Raw genomic sequence first — 14154 nt, forward strand, 5'->3', positions numbered from 1 at the left:
GGGGGGCGACGGCGATGAACAACCCTACGAACGATATCGCTGGATTCCGGCTCACCGAGCACACCTGGATGACCGAACTGGGCAACTGGATCGACGCGATCTCGCCCGACGGTCGCAGGGCCGGGGCCTTGCTCTTCGATCCGAGGATCATCGGCCTGCCCGGCGTACGCGACCGCGTGGTCCAGGCGGTCATGACCGACCAGCGACTGGTGCTGGGCGGGATGACCGGCCTGATCCCGGTGGCGGACGTGGTGGCGGCAGGCGACCAGGTGTGGTTGCTGACGGCACAAGCGGTCAGCCCGACCGTGGGCGACCTCCTCGCCGGCGGTCCCATCGACCCGGCGGGCGCGGTGTCCGTCCTGGTGGAGACCGCCCAGACGCTGATCGCGCTGCACACGGCGGGAGTCACGCACGGCTCCGTGCACCCGGGCACCGTGGTGATCACCGCGGAGGGCGCCGCGTTGTTGTCCGAGCGCGGCCTGTCCGACGCGATCCGCGGCCAGGTGTCCCCGCCCGAGCGGGACGTGGCCGGCTGGGCGGCCCTCGCCCGCGGGCTGGCCGCCTCCTCGAGCTCCGTCGGGCCGGGCACGCCACACGTCGGCGCCGGCTCGCCGCAGGTCGGCCCTTCCCCGCCGGCCGCGGCGCAGGTCGCTCAGCTGTTAGAACGTGTCGCGGCCATGGCCGGCACACTCGGCCTGGCGGCCGCGCGCAGCACGCTGATCAGCGAGCAGTCGGCGCTGCCCGGCGGCGCGATCAGCCGGGAAGGGCTGGCGCAGGCGGCACGCGGCAGGTCGGTGTTCGCGCAGCCGCGGACGTACGCGCAGCCGCCCGCCCCGCCCAGGGACGAAGGCGACATCGTCACGCTGCTGCACGTGCCCAAGGGGGCGTCGGCGGCACGGCCGCTGCAGTTCGGGCCGGGGATCGGCACGCAGGAGCAGCGGCCGGAGACGACGGCGGAGCGGATCTGGCGGGCAGGACGGGACGAGGCGCGCACCGTGCACCGCCCGGACGGCAAGCGGCCCAGGGCCTCGCGGGCACGCCGGTGGCGGACGATCTGGGCCACGGCCGTTTTCGCCGTGATCATGGCCGGGGCGATCCTGGCCTGGTTGAAGGCGGGCAGCGCGCCGGAGCTGGCGGTCCAGTCGATCGACGTGGTGGCGCCGAAGAAGACGCAAGGCTGCGACAGCAAGGTCCTGATCACAGGAAAGGTCGTCACCAACGGGGCGCCCGGCGAGATCACCTTCGAATGGCGCAAGAACCTGGACAAGACAGTCGTCAAGGGAACATTGCGTACGAGGTCCGACGAGACGTCCTACGAGCTGCCGCTGAGGTGGTCGCTGTCGGGCAAGAGCAACGTCAAGGCCACCGCCACGCTGCGGATCCTGACGCCGGGCCCGGTGCGTACGGACAAGGCCACCTTCACCTACAAGTGTTGATGCCTTCGCAGCAATGCATATCAAGGGAGTTCTTACTAATCTGGCGAACATGACCTCGCAGACCCCCGCGGGCTGGTATCCGGACCCGTACGGCGAGCCCAAGTTGCGCTGGTGGGACGGCAACCAGTGGACCGACGCCACACATGCGCAGGAGCCGGCGCAACAGCCCGCCTCCGGGCCGCAGCACCCCCAGCCGCAGGCCGCCTCCGGACCGCAGCAGCAGTCACGGCCGGACTGGTCGGCGACGCCGGCGAACCCCACGCTCCAGTACGGACAGCCCACCTTCGGGCAATCCGCCTACGGGCAGCCCACGCCGCCCGCCCAGCAGTGGAGCGGCGCGCAGCTGCCCGGCCCCGGCTACGGCCCGCCGCCCAAGCAGAGCAATCCGCTGCCCTGGGTGTTCGGCGGGCTGGCGGCGCTGGTGGTGGTCGCGCTCATCGTGGTAGCGGGGATCTTCTTCGTCAACAGGAGCAGCCCCGAGGTCGCGCTGCCGTCGCCGACGGAGCAGTCGGAGTCCCAGGAGCCGCCCGGCAATGAACCGCCGTCCAACGAGCCGCCCAGCCAGGGCACCGGCGAGCCGCCGCCCCAGCCGGTCGACGGCCGGATCACCGACTCGCGGGCCGGGATCTCGTACCCGGTGCCGCAGGGCTGGACGGTGCCCGCGCAGCTCAATCCCGCGACCCCGAGCCCGACGCAGCAGCTGTGGTCGGCCGGGGTGCAGGCCGTCTCGCAGGAGGACTTCGTCGAGGACGACGACTGGATCGGCAACGTCTACTCGGGGCTGCTCAACGAGCTCTACCCCTATAGCGGCGCCGCCGGCATGGGAGACACGGCGAAGGCCGTCTTCGTGGACTTCGCCAGGTTCTACTCGCCGCCGCACGAGAGCAAGATCGTGGCGGACAAGGCCATGAAGATCGGCGATCGCGACGCGTGGCTGCTGCAGTTCGAGCTCGACTTCACCAAGGTGTCGGAGGAGAAGGGCTACAAGTGGAAGAAGGAGAACGGGGCGATCGTGCTCATGGATCGCGGCTCCGGTGAGCGCCCTGCCCTCCTCTACATCTCCGTACCGGACAATCTGGGCACCGATGTGGTGAGCAAGGTTTTGAGCTCGCTCAAGCCCGCGTGAGCAGTGGCACTAGTCTGGTGGGGTAACAAGCGGGCGGATTGCTCCGAGCCGCTGGGCGAGGAGATCTCATGAGTGACTTGCTGGTCTGGATCGACTGCGAGATGACCGGGCTCGACCTCGGGCGTGACGCGCTGGTGGAGGTGGCGTGCGTCATCACCGACAGCGAGCTCAATCAGCTCGACGAGGGCGTGGACGTGGTCATCAAACCGCCGCCCGAGTCGCTGGAGCAGATGTCGGAAGTGGTGCGCGAGATGCACACCGCCTCCGGGCTGCTGCCCGCGCTGGGGAGCGGGGTGACGTTGTCGGAGGCGGAGTCGCTCGTGCTCGACTACATCCGCCGCCATGTGCCGGAGCCGAAGAAGGCGCCGCTGTGCGGCAACTCGATCGGCACCGACCGCACGTTCCTCGCCAGGGACATGCCGGCGGTGGACGCCTATCTGCACTATCGGATGATCGACGTTTCGTCGATCAAGGAGCTGGTCCGCCGCTGGTACCCACGGGTCTACTTCGCCGCGCCCGAGAAGCAGGGCGGGCACCGCGCGCTGGCCGACATCACGGAGAGCATCAGGGAGCTGCGTTACTACCGTGCGGCGATCTTCGTGGACCAGCCGGGACCCGACTCGGCGACCGCGAGATCGCTGGCAGAGCATGTCAGCGGCTAAAGGAGTGGCGTAAAGACTCCCGAACCCCGCTACACTTTTCCTGTGCCGCCACGCAACGGGTGGCCGTGGTGGGTGTAGCTCAGTTGGCAGAGCGCCAGGTTGTGGTCCTGGATGTCGAGGGTTCAAGTCCCTTCACTCACCCCAGAGCACGACGGCCGGTCCGAAGAGGACCGGCCGTCGTCGTTTTCTCCCGACAACGCCCCCAAATCCTGACTTTGCGAGTTATGCTCGCTGTCTACCGCTAACGCCGGAAGCACGGGGGCCCTCGGCGATCTGACCGTCTTCGCGCCCCGGAGGCCGGATGAGAGTCGACGACACAGCGTTCGATAGCGTGTTCACGTCCCTGAGCAAACGCGAGGCCGAGGTCATGGACCTCATCGCCACTGGCCAGTCCAACGGCCAGATCGCACAACTCCTGTTCCTCAGCGAGAAGACCGTCAAGAACCACGTCAATCGCATCTACGCCAAACTGGGTGTGGACTCCCGCGTCACGGCCATCGGCCTCTGGTTGTCCCGTCGGCAATAGCCGGTGCCCGGGACCGAGTCGATCGCGGCGTGGACTGCCGTGCCCGCCAGGATCACGTTGCCGCCCTGGCCGGGCACGGTCGTGCGGCGTGGGCCCGCTCGTGGCGAGTTCTCTACGATGTAGGTGTGCCGTGTGCCCGCAGCAGGCCGCGCACCTCCGCCGCTCGGTGGCCGAACGTGCCGATCTGCTCCCTGAGCGACGCGGCGACCCTGTAGCGGCGATCGCAGCACTACCTGGAGGACCCGGCCACTGGCCCCCAGACGAGCGTGAGCGTCTTTAATCAGCTTGGCGATCCCATGTCAGTCGCAGCGTCTGGCATGAGATGTGCCCACCGTGGCGGGGTGGCGTGAGCGTGCAGGTGGAAGCCCGCTCCTAACACGGCCCCGCGTGTATGGTGCCGTCTGGTGGGTGTGCTGATCGTCGTCACGTTCTGGTGCCGGTGGGCTGCACCAACCGGTCCCGGCCCGGTGGTGCGTGCCCCTCCGGACGCTGGCCGACTGGGGGTTGCCGCAGGGCAAGGGCGGCAGGATCACGACCACGGAAGAGCTGCGTGTCTCCGGCCATCCCGAGATCTTCGTGGCCGGCGACCTGGCCGGGCCGCCTGAGCCGCTGCCCCAGCTCGCCCAGCCGGCGATCCCGTGACCGTACTGATCAACTTCTTCTGGCGGTACTTCGGGCCGCGCCGCACCGCGACCAGCGTCACCCAGTAAGAGCCTCCGACAGGGCGCTCAAGCCATGGTCGAGGTCGGGCTCAGGGATGTTGAGGGCCGGCCGCAGGCGTACCGAGCGGGGGCCGCAGGGCAGCACGAGCACGCCGTGCTCCTCCCTGAGCCGGGTCACCAGAGCGTCGCGCGCGGCCTGATCGGGCAGGTCGAAGGCGCACATCAGGCCGCGCCCGCGCACGCCCGACACCGCTTCAGGGCGTTCGGCCTCCAGCTTGGTGAGGCGTTCGAGCAGCACGTTGCCCAGCGCGGCGGCGCGCTGGACGAGGCCGTCACGTTCGATGATCTCGAGGATGCCCCGGCTGCGGACCATGTCCACCAGCCCGCCTCCCCACGTCGAGTTGATCCGGCCGCTCAGCTGGAACACGTTGTCGGTGACCTGGTCGGCCCTCCGGCCCGCCATGATTCCGCCCACCTGGACCTTCTTGGCGAACGCCACCACGTCGGGGGCCAGCCCCAGCTGCTGGTACGCCCACGGCGTCCCGGTCGTCCCGCCGCCCGTCTGGACCTCGTCGAGCACGAACAACGCGTCGTACTCATGGCACATGTGCTGCATGGCCTGCAGGAACTCCGGACGCATGTGGTTGTCGCCGCCCTCGCCCTGGATCGGCTCGGCGATGAAGCAGGCGATGTCGTGCGGATGGCGTTCGAACGCCTCCCGCGCCTGTGCCAGCGCGCGCTCCTCGGCCGCCTCGACGTCGCCGAAGTGGATGGCGGGGACGTCGATGCGCGGCCAGTCGAACCTGGGGAAACGGTCGGTTTTGCCGGGCTCGGTGTTGGTGAGGCTCATGGTGTAGCCGCTGCGGCCGTGGAAGGCCCGCGTCAGATGCAGGACCTTGGTCCCCAGCTCGCGCGGGCGGCCCGCCGCCTCGTTGTGGCGGCTCTTCCAGTCGAAGGCGGTCTTGAGCGCGTTCTCGACGGCCAGGGCGCCGCCCTCGACGAAGAAGAGGTGCGGCAGCTCAGGGTCGCCCAGCACGCGGACGAAGGTGTCGACGAAGTCGGCCAGATGCTCGGTGTACATGTCCGGGTTGGCGGGCTTGTTCCGCGCCACCTGGCCGAGCAGCTGGACGAAGTCGGGGTCGAACGGCGGGTTCACGCCGAGCGGGGCGGAGGCGAAGAACGTGTAGAAGTCGAGGTAGCGGCGGCCGTTGCGGGCGTCGACGAGCCAGGAGCCCCGGCTCAGCTCCAGGTCGAGCACCAGGCGGTAGCCGTCGACGAGCAGGTGGCGGGCAAGGCGGGTGTGTACGTCCATGTCCACTCCACTGTGGGCAGATCGGCCGTACGTTCCTCCGGCGGAACGCCGACACGTGCGTAAAATTTACGGTACATCTACCCACAAAGTGGAGTTCTTTATGCATGGGAGTAGACCACAATCGACACCGCGATGTACTGGACCAGGTAAGCGGCGATGGTGAACGCGTGGAACACCTCGTGGAAGCCGAACCAGCGTGGTGACGGGTCGGGGCGGCGCAGCCCGTAGACCACGGCCCCGGCCGAGTAGAACACGCCCCCGAGGGCCACCAGCACGACCGCGGCCACGCCCGCCCCCTCGAGCAACTGCGGCATGACGAAGATCGCGGTCCAGCCGAGCACCAGATAGAGCACGGTGTAGAGCCAGCGCGGCGCACCTAGCCAGAACACCCGGAACAACACGCCCGCCAGCGCGCCGCCCCAGATGACGCTCAACACCGCCAGCCGGGGGACCCCGTCCAGAGCCAGCAGGGCGAACGGCGTATACGTGCCAGCAATGATCAAATAGATGTTGGCATGATCGAACCTGCGTAGTAACTCCGCCAGCTTCGGGCCGAGCGTGCTGCGGTGATAGGTGGCCGAAATGCCGAACAACAACGCCGACGTGACGGCGTAGACAGCGGAGGCCACACGGGCCTGCAAGGTCGGGCCGAGCGCCACGAGCACGAACCCGGCGATCAGCGTCACGGGCAGCGCTCCAGTGTGCAACCAGCCTCGCAGCCTAGGCTTAACGGTGATGGTCGTCATGAAACCTACGGTACCGTAGGTTAGAGCCCATTAAGGAAACGGGCGGCTATAGGAGCGGCGACCGCGCCGCCGCTGCCGCCGTGCCGGACGAACACACAGAACGCCAGGTCGTCGCGGTAACCGATGAACCAGGCATGGGCCTCCCCGTCGACCACCTCCGCGGTGCCGGTCTTGCCCGCCACGCCGTCCGGCAGCCCGGCGTCGGCCGCCGTGCCGTAGTCGACCACGGCGGTCATCATGTCCCTCAGCGCCGTCACGACGCCTTCGTCCATGGGCGCCGGCTTGGGCGGCGTGCCCTCGATGCGGCTCACCTGTTCCTCTGACAGCAGCCTGGGCGAGCGCCAGGTGCCGCTCTGCACGGCCGCGGCGAGCGCCGCCATGCAGAGCGGGGTGGTGACGACCTCGCCCTGGCCGATCACGTCCTCGGCGAACGTGTCCATGTCGCCGCTCTGCCCGACGGTGCCGCAGCTTCCGCGGATGCCTGTCATGATCGGCCGGCCGAACCCCCACTCGTTCGCCGTCTCCACCAGGTCCTCCCAGCTCAGCCTGGTCGTGGCCTGCTCGACGAAGGCCGTGTTGCACGAATGGGCGAACGCGTCGGTGAAGCTGATGAGGCCGCGATCCACCTCCCCGTCGTTGACGATGGTCCGATGGCCGGGGACGGTGTAGCTGCCCGGGCATGGGACCTCCGCGAACGGCTCGAGGCCGTTCGCGAGCAGCGCCGCCGCCGTGATCGTCTTGAAGACGGAGCCCGGCGGGAAAAGGTCCTGCACGGCGCTGTAGTTCTCTTCGAGGCGGTCGGCCAGCCCCAGGATCTCGCCGGTGCTCGGGCGGATGGCGACGATCGCGGAGTCCTTCACGCCGTCCAGCGCCCGGGCGGCCGCCGCCTGGACGGGCCGCGACAGTGTCGTGCGCTCGACGTTCGCCTCGGGCTGCTTGCTGAGCAGCGGCCGGTCCGGCTGCCCAGGCACCTTCAGCACCAGCTCCCAGCCCTGGTTGGCCTCGGCGAACTCGGGTTTGAGCGGGTCGAGGTACGCCTCGGCGTAGCTGTCGTTGGGGATCGGCTCGCCCTCGCTGGTGACCAGCTCGGCCGTCGTCAGGTCGATCTCGCCCAGCTCCAGCCGCCCGCCGTCCTTGAGCAGCGGGTGGAGCGTCTCGGGCGCCCATAACACCTTCCACGCCCGGTCCCGAACGGCCAGCCGCAGCGTGCTGTCGAACGGCCACGCCCCGAACTCGGCCAACTGCCGCACCCCCGCGAACGGCACCTCGGCGGCCCCCTCCCCCAGGCTCTTCAACGGCCCTGGGGTCAGCTGGATGGACTCGACGTGCAGCTCGTCCGACAACGCCCGATGCCGGGCCACGAAGTCGGGCGGCGGCTCGTGCACCAACCGCTCCATGCCCGTGATGTCCCCCTTGCGCCACGCGGCGAAGTACGCGGCCGCCGTCTTCGACGCACTCCCCTTGACCCGGCTGGACGCCAAGACCGCGAACGCGCTCGCCCCGACTATCGCGACAACCGCGATAACGAGCACAATCAGCCTTCGTCGTCGCATACGGTTTCTCCCGGGAGGGATCAGCGTGACACGTGGACAGCGGGAACCGATGCCCGGCCTTTATCCGGTGACGTTCGGAGAGGTCGAACTCCTCCGGGATCTGGACAGGCAGGACGGCTGGGTGCTGTCCAAGGATGGCGTACCTCAGTCGTATGTGGATCTGAAAGACCCCACATTCCTCGAATTCGAGTACGTCCGTCTCATGGCGGACGTTATCGACCTTCTCCAGGACGGACCGCTCAGCTGCGTCCACGTGGGCGGCGGCGCCTGCACGATCCCCCGCTACGTCGCCGCCACCCGCCCCGGCTCCAGGCACATCGTGATCGAGCCCGACGGCCTGCTGGTCAATCTGGTACGCGAGCAGCTGGAGCTGCGATCCGTGCCCCGGCTGAAGGTCATCGTGGAAGGCGGCCGTGAGGGCACCGCCAAGGTGTGGGACGGCTCGGCGGACCTGGTGGTGCTGGACGCGTTCACCGGGGCGACGATGCCGGTGGAGCTGGCCACGGCCGAGTACATGGGCGACATCGCCCGGGTGTTGCGCCCGGACGGCACCCTGTTGATCAACCTGGCGGACGGCAAGGGGCTGGCCTTCGCCAGGCGCCTGCTGGCCACCGTGACCGGCACGTTCCGCCATGTGGCGTTGCTGGCCGAGCCGGGCGTCATGCGGGGCCGCCGTTTCGGCAACCTCATCGTGGCGGCCTCGCGTACGGGTCTGCCGGTGGACCTGCTCGCGAGGCGCGCGGCAGGCGGGCTGACCCAGGCCAGGTGCGTGCACGGAGAGGCGCTGACGAACTTCATCGCGGGCGCGTACCCCATCAAGGACGGCGACTCCGTCCTGGCCCCGGTGCCCCCGCCCGCCGTCTTCGGGTAGGGCGCTTCCCGCGGGCCCCCGGGCCGTGTGGTGCAATCTGTCCATGCTTCCCCGCAGCAGCCTCTTCGTCTTTCCCTCCGACCTGGTGGACGAGGGTGTGGACGAGGTGCTGGCGCGGGTGCGCGAGCGGGGCGTCGCGGCGGTGACCGTCGCCGTCGCCTACCATCAGGCGCGCGACGTGGTGCCGCGGGGAAAGGCCGGGCGGGTGGTGCACCGGCGTGACGGCGTGTTCCTGCCGCTGCCTCCGGAGGTCTGGAAGGGAGTGCGGCTGCGCCCGCCCGGGCAGCCGCTCGTGGAGCAGGAGGCCGTGGCGCGGCTGCGGGAGCGGGCGGGCGACGTGCTCGCCTGGACGGTGTTCCTGCACAACACCACGCTGGGCAGCGCGTTTCCCGAGGTGTGCGCCGAGACCTGCTTCGGCGACCGGCTGATCGCCGACCTGTGCCCGGCGAACCCGGACGTGGCCGATTACGCGGTGGCGCTGGCCCGCACGGCGGCGGCGGTGGGGCCGGTGGTGGCCGAGGCGCTCTCGTACGGGACCTTCGACCACGGACACCACCACGAGCGCTCCTTCGTCCCGCTGGGCCCGGGTGAGCGGCTGCTGATGGGGTTGTGCTTCTGCGTCGATTGCCGGAACGCGGCGCAGGCTGCGGGGGTGGACGCCGAGCGGCTGCGCGCGGCCGTGGCCGGCCATCTCGACCGGGCGCTGGAGGGCGGCGCCCCGGCCACGCCCGCCGACCTGCCGGCGCTACGTGCCGCGGTGGGTGACGAGCTCGACGACTTTCTCGCCGTACGGCAGGGTGTGGTGACCGCGTTGACCCGGAATGTGGCGGCCGCCGTGCACGAGGACGGTGGCGAGCTGGTGTATCTGGACTTGACCGGCGCGCTGCTCGGCTACGGCGACGGAGCCCCTGAGGGTCCGCCCGCGGCCGAGCAGGGCTGGCGGCTCGGGGTGGACGTGCCCGCGCTGACGGCCGTGGCCGACGGCTATGCGTGCCTGGGCTACGTGCGGGACGTGGCACGGGTCCGTGCCGACGTGGCCTCGGTCGCGGCGGCGGCCGGCGGCAGGTGCCCGGTGCGGGTGGTGTTGCGGCCGGGTCACCCGGACACCCTCGACGCCGCGCATCTGGCCGCCAAAGTGGCCGCCTGCGCCTCCGCCGGCGCGGCGGCCGTCGACTTCTACAACTACGGGATGTACCCGGCGCCGGTGCTGGACAGGATCGCCGCCTGTTGGTGAACCCCTCAGGGTGTCCGGGGGAACTGCTCGGCCAGCCCGTCCGCGCCGACCAGGGGAGCGGAGAGCAGCGCGCGGACCCGGCCGGACCGCCGGCGCAACGCCTCGTGCTGGGCGTCCGTGAGCGGGATCCAGGGCTTGGGGTGCGGCGGCAGCCGGGGAGGCAGGGGGCGGCCGGCGACATAGGTGAGCTCGTTGACCAGCCGCCGGTCCGAGACCCGGAGCTGCCGGTGCGAGTCGACCAGCTCGAACGCGCCTTCCTCCAGCGCGAACACCGCGAGGTCGGCCCGGGCGCCGACGGCCAGCGTGCCCGCGCCGCCGGGCAGGCCGAGCGCCTGGGCGGGACGCACCGTGGCCGCGGCGACCACCTCCTCCAGCGGCAGGCCGACGGCGAGCAGCTTCGTCATCGTCGTCGGCAGGTCGAACACGGGCCCGTACAGGCACCGCGCGTGCAGGTCGGAGGAGATCGTGTGGGGGGTCATGCCGGCCTTGAGCTGTGCGTCGAGCACGTCGAACGCGAACCCTCCGGACCCGTGCCCGATGTCGAACAGCACGCCGGCGGCGTACGCCTCGACCACGGCGGGTGCGATGCCGTCTCCTTCGACCATGCCGCTGGCCAGCCCGCTGGCGCAGTGGGTGACGATGTCGCCGGGCCGCAGCAGGCGCAGCACCTCGTCCACGGACGGTGGCGCGACGCCGATGTGCACCATGACCGGGACCTCGCCCGCTTCGGCCACCTTGATCGCCCGGCGCAGCGGCTCCAGCCCGTTGGCGCCCACGGTCTTGCCGTCCATGCGGACCTTCACGCCGAAGAGCAGGTCGCGATTGCCCGCCAGGGTCGCCGCGGCGAGGTCGACGTCGCAGTTGGCCAGCTCGCGGCTCTCCCCGTCCGGCGCGGTCAGACCGACGGCCGAGACGTTGAGCAGGGCCGCGACCCGCACCTGGTAGTCGGTGACGGCGGCACGCAGGGACTCGATGGCGTACGCGCCGGCCGAGCCGGCGTCGACCCAGGTGGTCACCCCGGTGTACCAGGCGACGGGGTCGGGGTCGATCCCCCAGTAGGTGGCGCCGGGGTGGACGTGCGTGTGCAGGTCGATCAGGCCGGGCGTGATCAGTTTGCCGCGGGCGTCGACGACCTCGCGGGCCTCGTGCCGGGGCAGGGCGGGGGCGACCGCGGCGATCCGGCCGCCCCGCACGCCGACGTCGTAGCGGCCGACATGCCCGCCGCCGACGTCGATGACCTCGCCGCCGGCCAGCAGCAGATCGTAGGACATCCTGCTCCTATCCCTGTCGGGAGGCGGTCTGGCCCGCACGGGCGCCGCCCAGTCGTGGGTCGGCGCCGCCCGCGCGGGCGCCGCCCGGTCCGGCGCCGAGCTCGCTCGCGGGAGCGTCACCCTGCCGGAGGGCGGGGCCGGTCGCGAGGGTGTCGCCCTGCCGGGAGGCGGGGGCGAGGGTGTCGCCCTGCCGGGAGGCGGGGGCGAGGGCGCTGCTGATGCCGAGGCGATAGAGGCGGGTCGGGCGGCCCTTGCGGTGCATCTGCTCGCTGCCCTCCTCGGTGACCAGGCCGGACTCGCTGAGCTTGCGGATCAGCCGGCGCCCGCTCGGGTTGGTGATGCCGAGCTGTCCCGCGAGGTCGCTCGGCGAGATCAAGCGCCCGGCGAGGCTGCGCTCGACCGCGGCGAGCCGGGACAGGGTCGCGGGGCTGAGCCCGGCGCGCCGCGCCAGCTCCTCCAGATCGCCGCCGTGGTCACGATAGGTGAAGGCCAGCGGCGAGCCGGACCCGCTCATGGGGCCGATGATGACGCCGCTGTCCTCCACGAGGTAGGCCGAGGGCGCGGTCTCCTGCTCGGCGCGGGAGGCCGCCCACTCGGCGAGCTGGACGCAGGTGCGGGCCGACGCGCCGATGCCGAATCCGGCGGCGAGCCGCACGCCCAGGGTCTCCTGGGCCAGGCCGAGGATGGGCAGGGACACCCAGTTGTGGGTGACCTCCTCGAACAGCGCCTTGTGCGCGAAGACGACGACGCCGCGACGGTCGCGGTTCTCGATCCACGCCTCGCCGAACTCCGGCGTGTTGACCAGCAGGTTCATCAGCCCGATGCGGGCACGGTCGAGATCGGCCTGGGCGTCCTGGGCCCCCACGAGGAAGACCCCCGCGGCGAACCGCGACGCGCTGGCCTGCCGCGACTGGATGCGCAGGGCGAGCTCGTGGAGGTCGGCCCGGATGGTGGCGGGCCCTTGCAGGGCGTTCACCACGGGGACCGAGCCCGCGGTCAGCCGGGCGGTGACGGCGGTGCGCAGGCTGATGGCGTAGGCGGCGCCGGTCCGCTCGGCGAAGCGGCAGTGGAAGCCGACGATCTCGTCGACGGTCTGCTCGGGGTCGTACGGCAGGCAGGCCACCCGGTCGTGGTCGAGCCCGAGCGCCTGGACGACCTCGCCGACCGTCTCGGGGTCGAACGTGTCGATGCTGACCGGCACCGCGGGCCGGCCGCCCGCCAGCGCGCGGAAGAAGGCGAAGGACAGGTCGAGGGCGGCGGACCTGGTGACCGCGACGGACAGGCCGGCCGGGAGCAGGTCGCGTGACTTGGCATAGGGCACCTGGCCGAGCAGCAGGCCGTGCACCTGCTCGCGCTCGAGGAGCTCCTGGACCCGCGGCCGGATCTCCTCCTCGTCCTCGTAGATCACCCACTCCAGCCGCACGCCCGACAGTGTGCGGGCCGCCTCCTCAAAGACGGCTCGGTGGCTCGCGTGGATGACGAGCCCGATCACGATCGTCATGATCCCCCTATACGACCGATGTTCATAAGTAGCTCACAATAAACCGTGCCCCAGCGCCGGACACACCGTTTTAACGCACTCACTGTTGACCGAAACATCTCCTTAGGAGCATCCTGATCCCACCATACTACGAACCACTTACGAACGTGGTCCGTTAGAGGAGGGCTTCATGACGAGGATGACGCGACGCGCCCTGATCGCCTCGGCGGCACTCGGCGCACTTCTGGGGACCGCGGCGTGCAACGTCGACCAGGGAAATACCACGGCCTCCCCCGCCGGGGCGACCGGCGGCGCGTCCAGCGCCCCGCCCAAGGCGCTCAAGGTCGGCTGGTCCACCATCTACCTCGCCCCCTCGTGGATGCAGCAGACGCTGCGGATGCTCGAGGAGGACGTGGCCAAGCTCAAGGCCGAGGGCAAGGTCGCGAGCTACGAGACCTTCAACGCCAACGGCGACACCTCCCAGCAGATCGCCCAGATCCAGGCCATGATCACCCAGAAGTACGACGTCATCCTCGTCGACGCCGGCTCCTCCACCGCGCTCAACCCGGTGATGGAGAAGGCCGTGGCCGCGGGCATCGTGGTCGCGAACTTCGACAGCCTCGTCACCAGCGAGAAGGTCATCAGGGTCGGCACCGACCAGGTCGAGTGGGGCAGGATGACGGCCCAGTGGCTGGCCGACAAGCTCGGCGGCAAGGGCGAGATCATCGCGATGAACGGCCCGGCAGGCGTGTCCGTCAGCGAGGAACGCTGGAAGGGCGCGGAAGAGGTGTTCAAGAAGTATCCCGACATCAAGATCGCGGCGAACGTCCACAGCGAGTACAACCTGGCCCCGGCCGCGCAGGCGTTCGCCTCGGCCTATTCGGCGCACCCGTCCATCACCGGCGTCTTCTCCCAGGGCGGCGCGCTGTCCGCCGCGGCCCTGCAGACCCTGGTCAAGCAGGACAAGAAGCTCGTCCCGATCACCGGCGAGAACTACAACGGCTTCCTCAAGCTGTGGGCCGACAAGCGCAAGGACGGTTTCTCCTCCATCGCCACGGCGCAGCCCAACTACCTCTCGGTGATCGCGTTGCGGGCCGCGGTGGCCAAGGCCGCCGGCACCGCCGTCCCGTCCACCATCACCGTCCCCCTCCCCAAGATCACCGATGAGAACCTCGACCAGTACGTCAAGCCGGACCAGCCCGACGACTCCTACCCCATCCAGCCGATCCCGCAGAGCGAGATCGACAAGCTGCTCGGCGCGTAGCGGAGGGACCC

The 14154-nt window shown here is 70.3% G+C and carries 13 protein-coding genes and 1 tRNA gene; 9 read left to right on the plus strand and 5 right to left on the minus strand.

Going from position 1 to position 14154, the window contains the following annotated elements; all coding sequences use genetic code 11:
• The first annotated feature begins 14 nt into the window (after nucleotides 1-14).
• From EDD27_RS32960 to EDD27_RS54710, 6 genes are all read left to right on the plus strand, one after another.
• The gene (locus EDD27_RS32960) at nucleotides 15-1436 is read left to right on the plus strand and encodes a protein kinase family protein (protein WP_127935859.1); all 1422 of its coding nucleotides are present in this window, start codon (nucleotides 15-17) and stop codon (nucleotides 1434-1436) included.
• 49 nt (nucleotides 1437-1485) lie between these two features.
• The gene (locus tag EDD27_RS54705; RefSeq protein ID WP_164903894.1) at nucleotides 1486-2562 is read left to right on the plus strand and encodes a DUF2510 domain-containing protein; all 1077 of its coding nucleotides are present in this window, start codon (nucleotides 1486-1488) and stop codon (nucleotides 2560-2562) included.
• 68 nt (nucleotides 2563-2630) lie between these two features.
• Entirely contained in the window at nucleotides 2631-3224 is a 594-nt protein-coding gene (orn, locus tag EDD27_RS32970) for an oligoribonuclease (RefSeq protein ID WP_127935860.1), read from the plus strand.
• A gap of 68 nt (nucleotides 3225-3292) precedes the next feature.
• Nucleotides 3293-3368 (plus strand) — tRNA-His (locus EDD27_RS32975).
• Between the two features lie 187 nt (nucleotides 3369-3555).
• Nucleotides 3556-3750, plus strand: a complete 195-nt coding sequence (locus tag EDD27_RS32980; protein ID WP_241564383.1) for a helix-turn-helix domain-containing protein — start codon at nucleotides 3556-3558, stop codon at nucleotides 3748-3750.
• 474 nt (nucleotides 3751-4224) lie between these two features.
• Entirely contained in the window at nucleotides 4225-4392 is a 168-nt protein-coding gene (locus tag EDD27_RS54710; RefSeq protein ID WP_164903895.1) for an FAD-dependent oxidoreductase, read from the plus strand.
• A gap of 57 nt (nucleotides 4393-4449) precedes the next feature.
• Here EDD27_RS54710 and lat read toward each other — a convergent pair whose 3' ends face one another.
• The 3 genes from lat to EDD27_RS32995 form a co-directional block, all read right to left on the minus strand.
• On the minus strand, nucleotides 4450-5724 hold the full coding sequence (lat, locus tag EDD27_RS32985) for an L-lysine 6-transaminase (RefSeq protein WP_127935862.1): 1275 nt from the start codon (nucleotides 5722-5724) through the stop codon (nucleotides 4450-4452).
• A 98-nt stretch (nucleotides 5725-5822) separates the two neighbouring features.
• Complete coding sequence (gene trhA, locus EDD27_RS32990; RefSeq protein ID WP_127935863.1) at nucleotides 5823-6470, minus strand: PAQR family membrane homeostasis protein TrhA; 648 nt, start codon at nucleotides 6468-6470, stop codon at nucleotides 5823-5825.
• A 20-nt stretch (nucleotides 6471-6490) separates the two neighbouring features.
• Nucleotides 6491-8002: a penicillin-binding transpeptidase domain-containing protein gene (locus EDD27_RS32995; protein ID WP_164903896.1), complete on the minus strand. Its 1512-nt coding sequence runs from the start codon at nucleotides 8000-8002 to the stop codon at nucleotides 6491-6493.
• A gap of 46 nt (nucleotides 8003-8048) precedes the next feature.
• On the opposite strand from EDD27_RS32995, the gene EDD27_RS33000 reads away from it, so the two are divergent.
• Together EDD27_RS33000 and EDD27_RS33005 are read left to right on the plus strand one after the other, a co-directional pair.
• Nucleotides 8049-8894, plus strand: coding sequence for a spermidine synthase (locus EDD27_RS33000; protein ID WP_338324676.1), 846 nt, complete (start codon nucleotides 8049-8051; stop codon nucleotides 8892-8894).
• Nucleotides 8895-8937: 43 nt separating this feature from the next.
• The gene (locus EDD27_RS33005) at nucleotides 8938-10128 is read left to right on the plus strand and encodes a hypothetical protein (RefSeq protein WP_127935865.1); all 1191 of its coding nucleotides are present in this window, start codon (nucleotides 8938-8940) and stop codon (nucleotides 10126-10128) included.
• 5 nt (nucleotides 10129-10133) lie between these two features.
• Here EDD27_RS33005 and EDD27_RS33010 read toward each other — a convergent pair whose 3' ends face one another.
• A complete protein-coding gene (locus EDD27_RS33010) occupies nucleotides 10134-11399 on the minus strand; it encodes an amidohydrolase/deacetylase family metallohydrolase (RefSeq protein ID WP_127935866.1) in 1266 nt (421 codons plus the stop codon).
• 7 nt (nucleotides 11400-11406) lie between these two features.
• The gene (locus EDD27_RS33015) at nucleotides 11407-12900 is read right to left on the minus strand and encodes a hypothetical protein (RefSeq protein ID WP_206641770.1); all 1494 of its coding nucleotides are present in this window, start codon (nucleotides 12898-12900) and stop codon (nucleotides 11407-11409) included.
• 169 nt (nucleotides 12901-13069) lie between these two features.
• On the opposite strand from EDD27_RS33015, the gene EDD27_RS33020 reads away from it, so the two are divergent.
• Nucleotides 13070-14143 carry an ABC transporter substrate-binding protein gene (locus EDD27_RS33020; protein WP_127935867.1) on the plus strand — a complete coding sequence of 358 codons (1074 nt, stop codon included), beginning with the start codon at nucleotides 13070-13072 and terminating at the stop codon, nucleotides 14141-14143.
• The last annotated feature ends 11 nt before the right edge of the window (nucleotides 14144-14154 follow it).

Origin of the sequence: Nonomuraea polychroma (assembly GCF_004011505.1) — a bacterium.
In the GTDB taxonomy this organism is placed as follows: domain Bacteria; phylum Actinomycetota; class Actinomycetes; order Streptosporangiales; family Streptosporangiaceae; genus Nonomuraea; species Nonomuraea polychroma.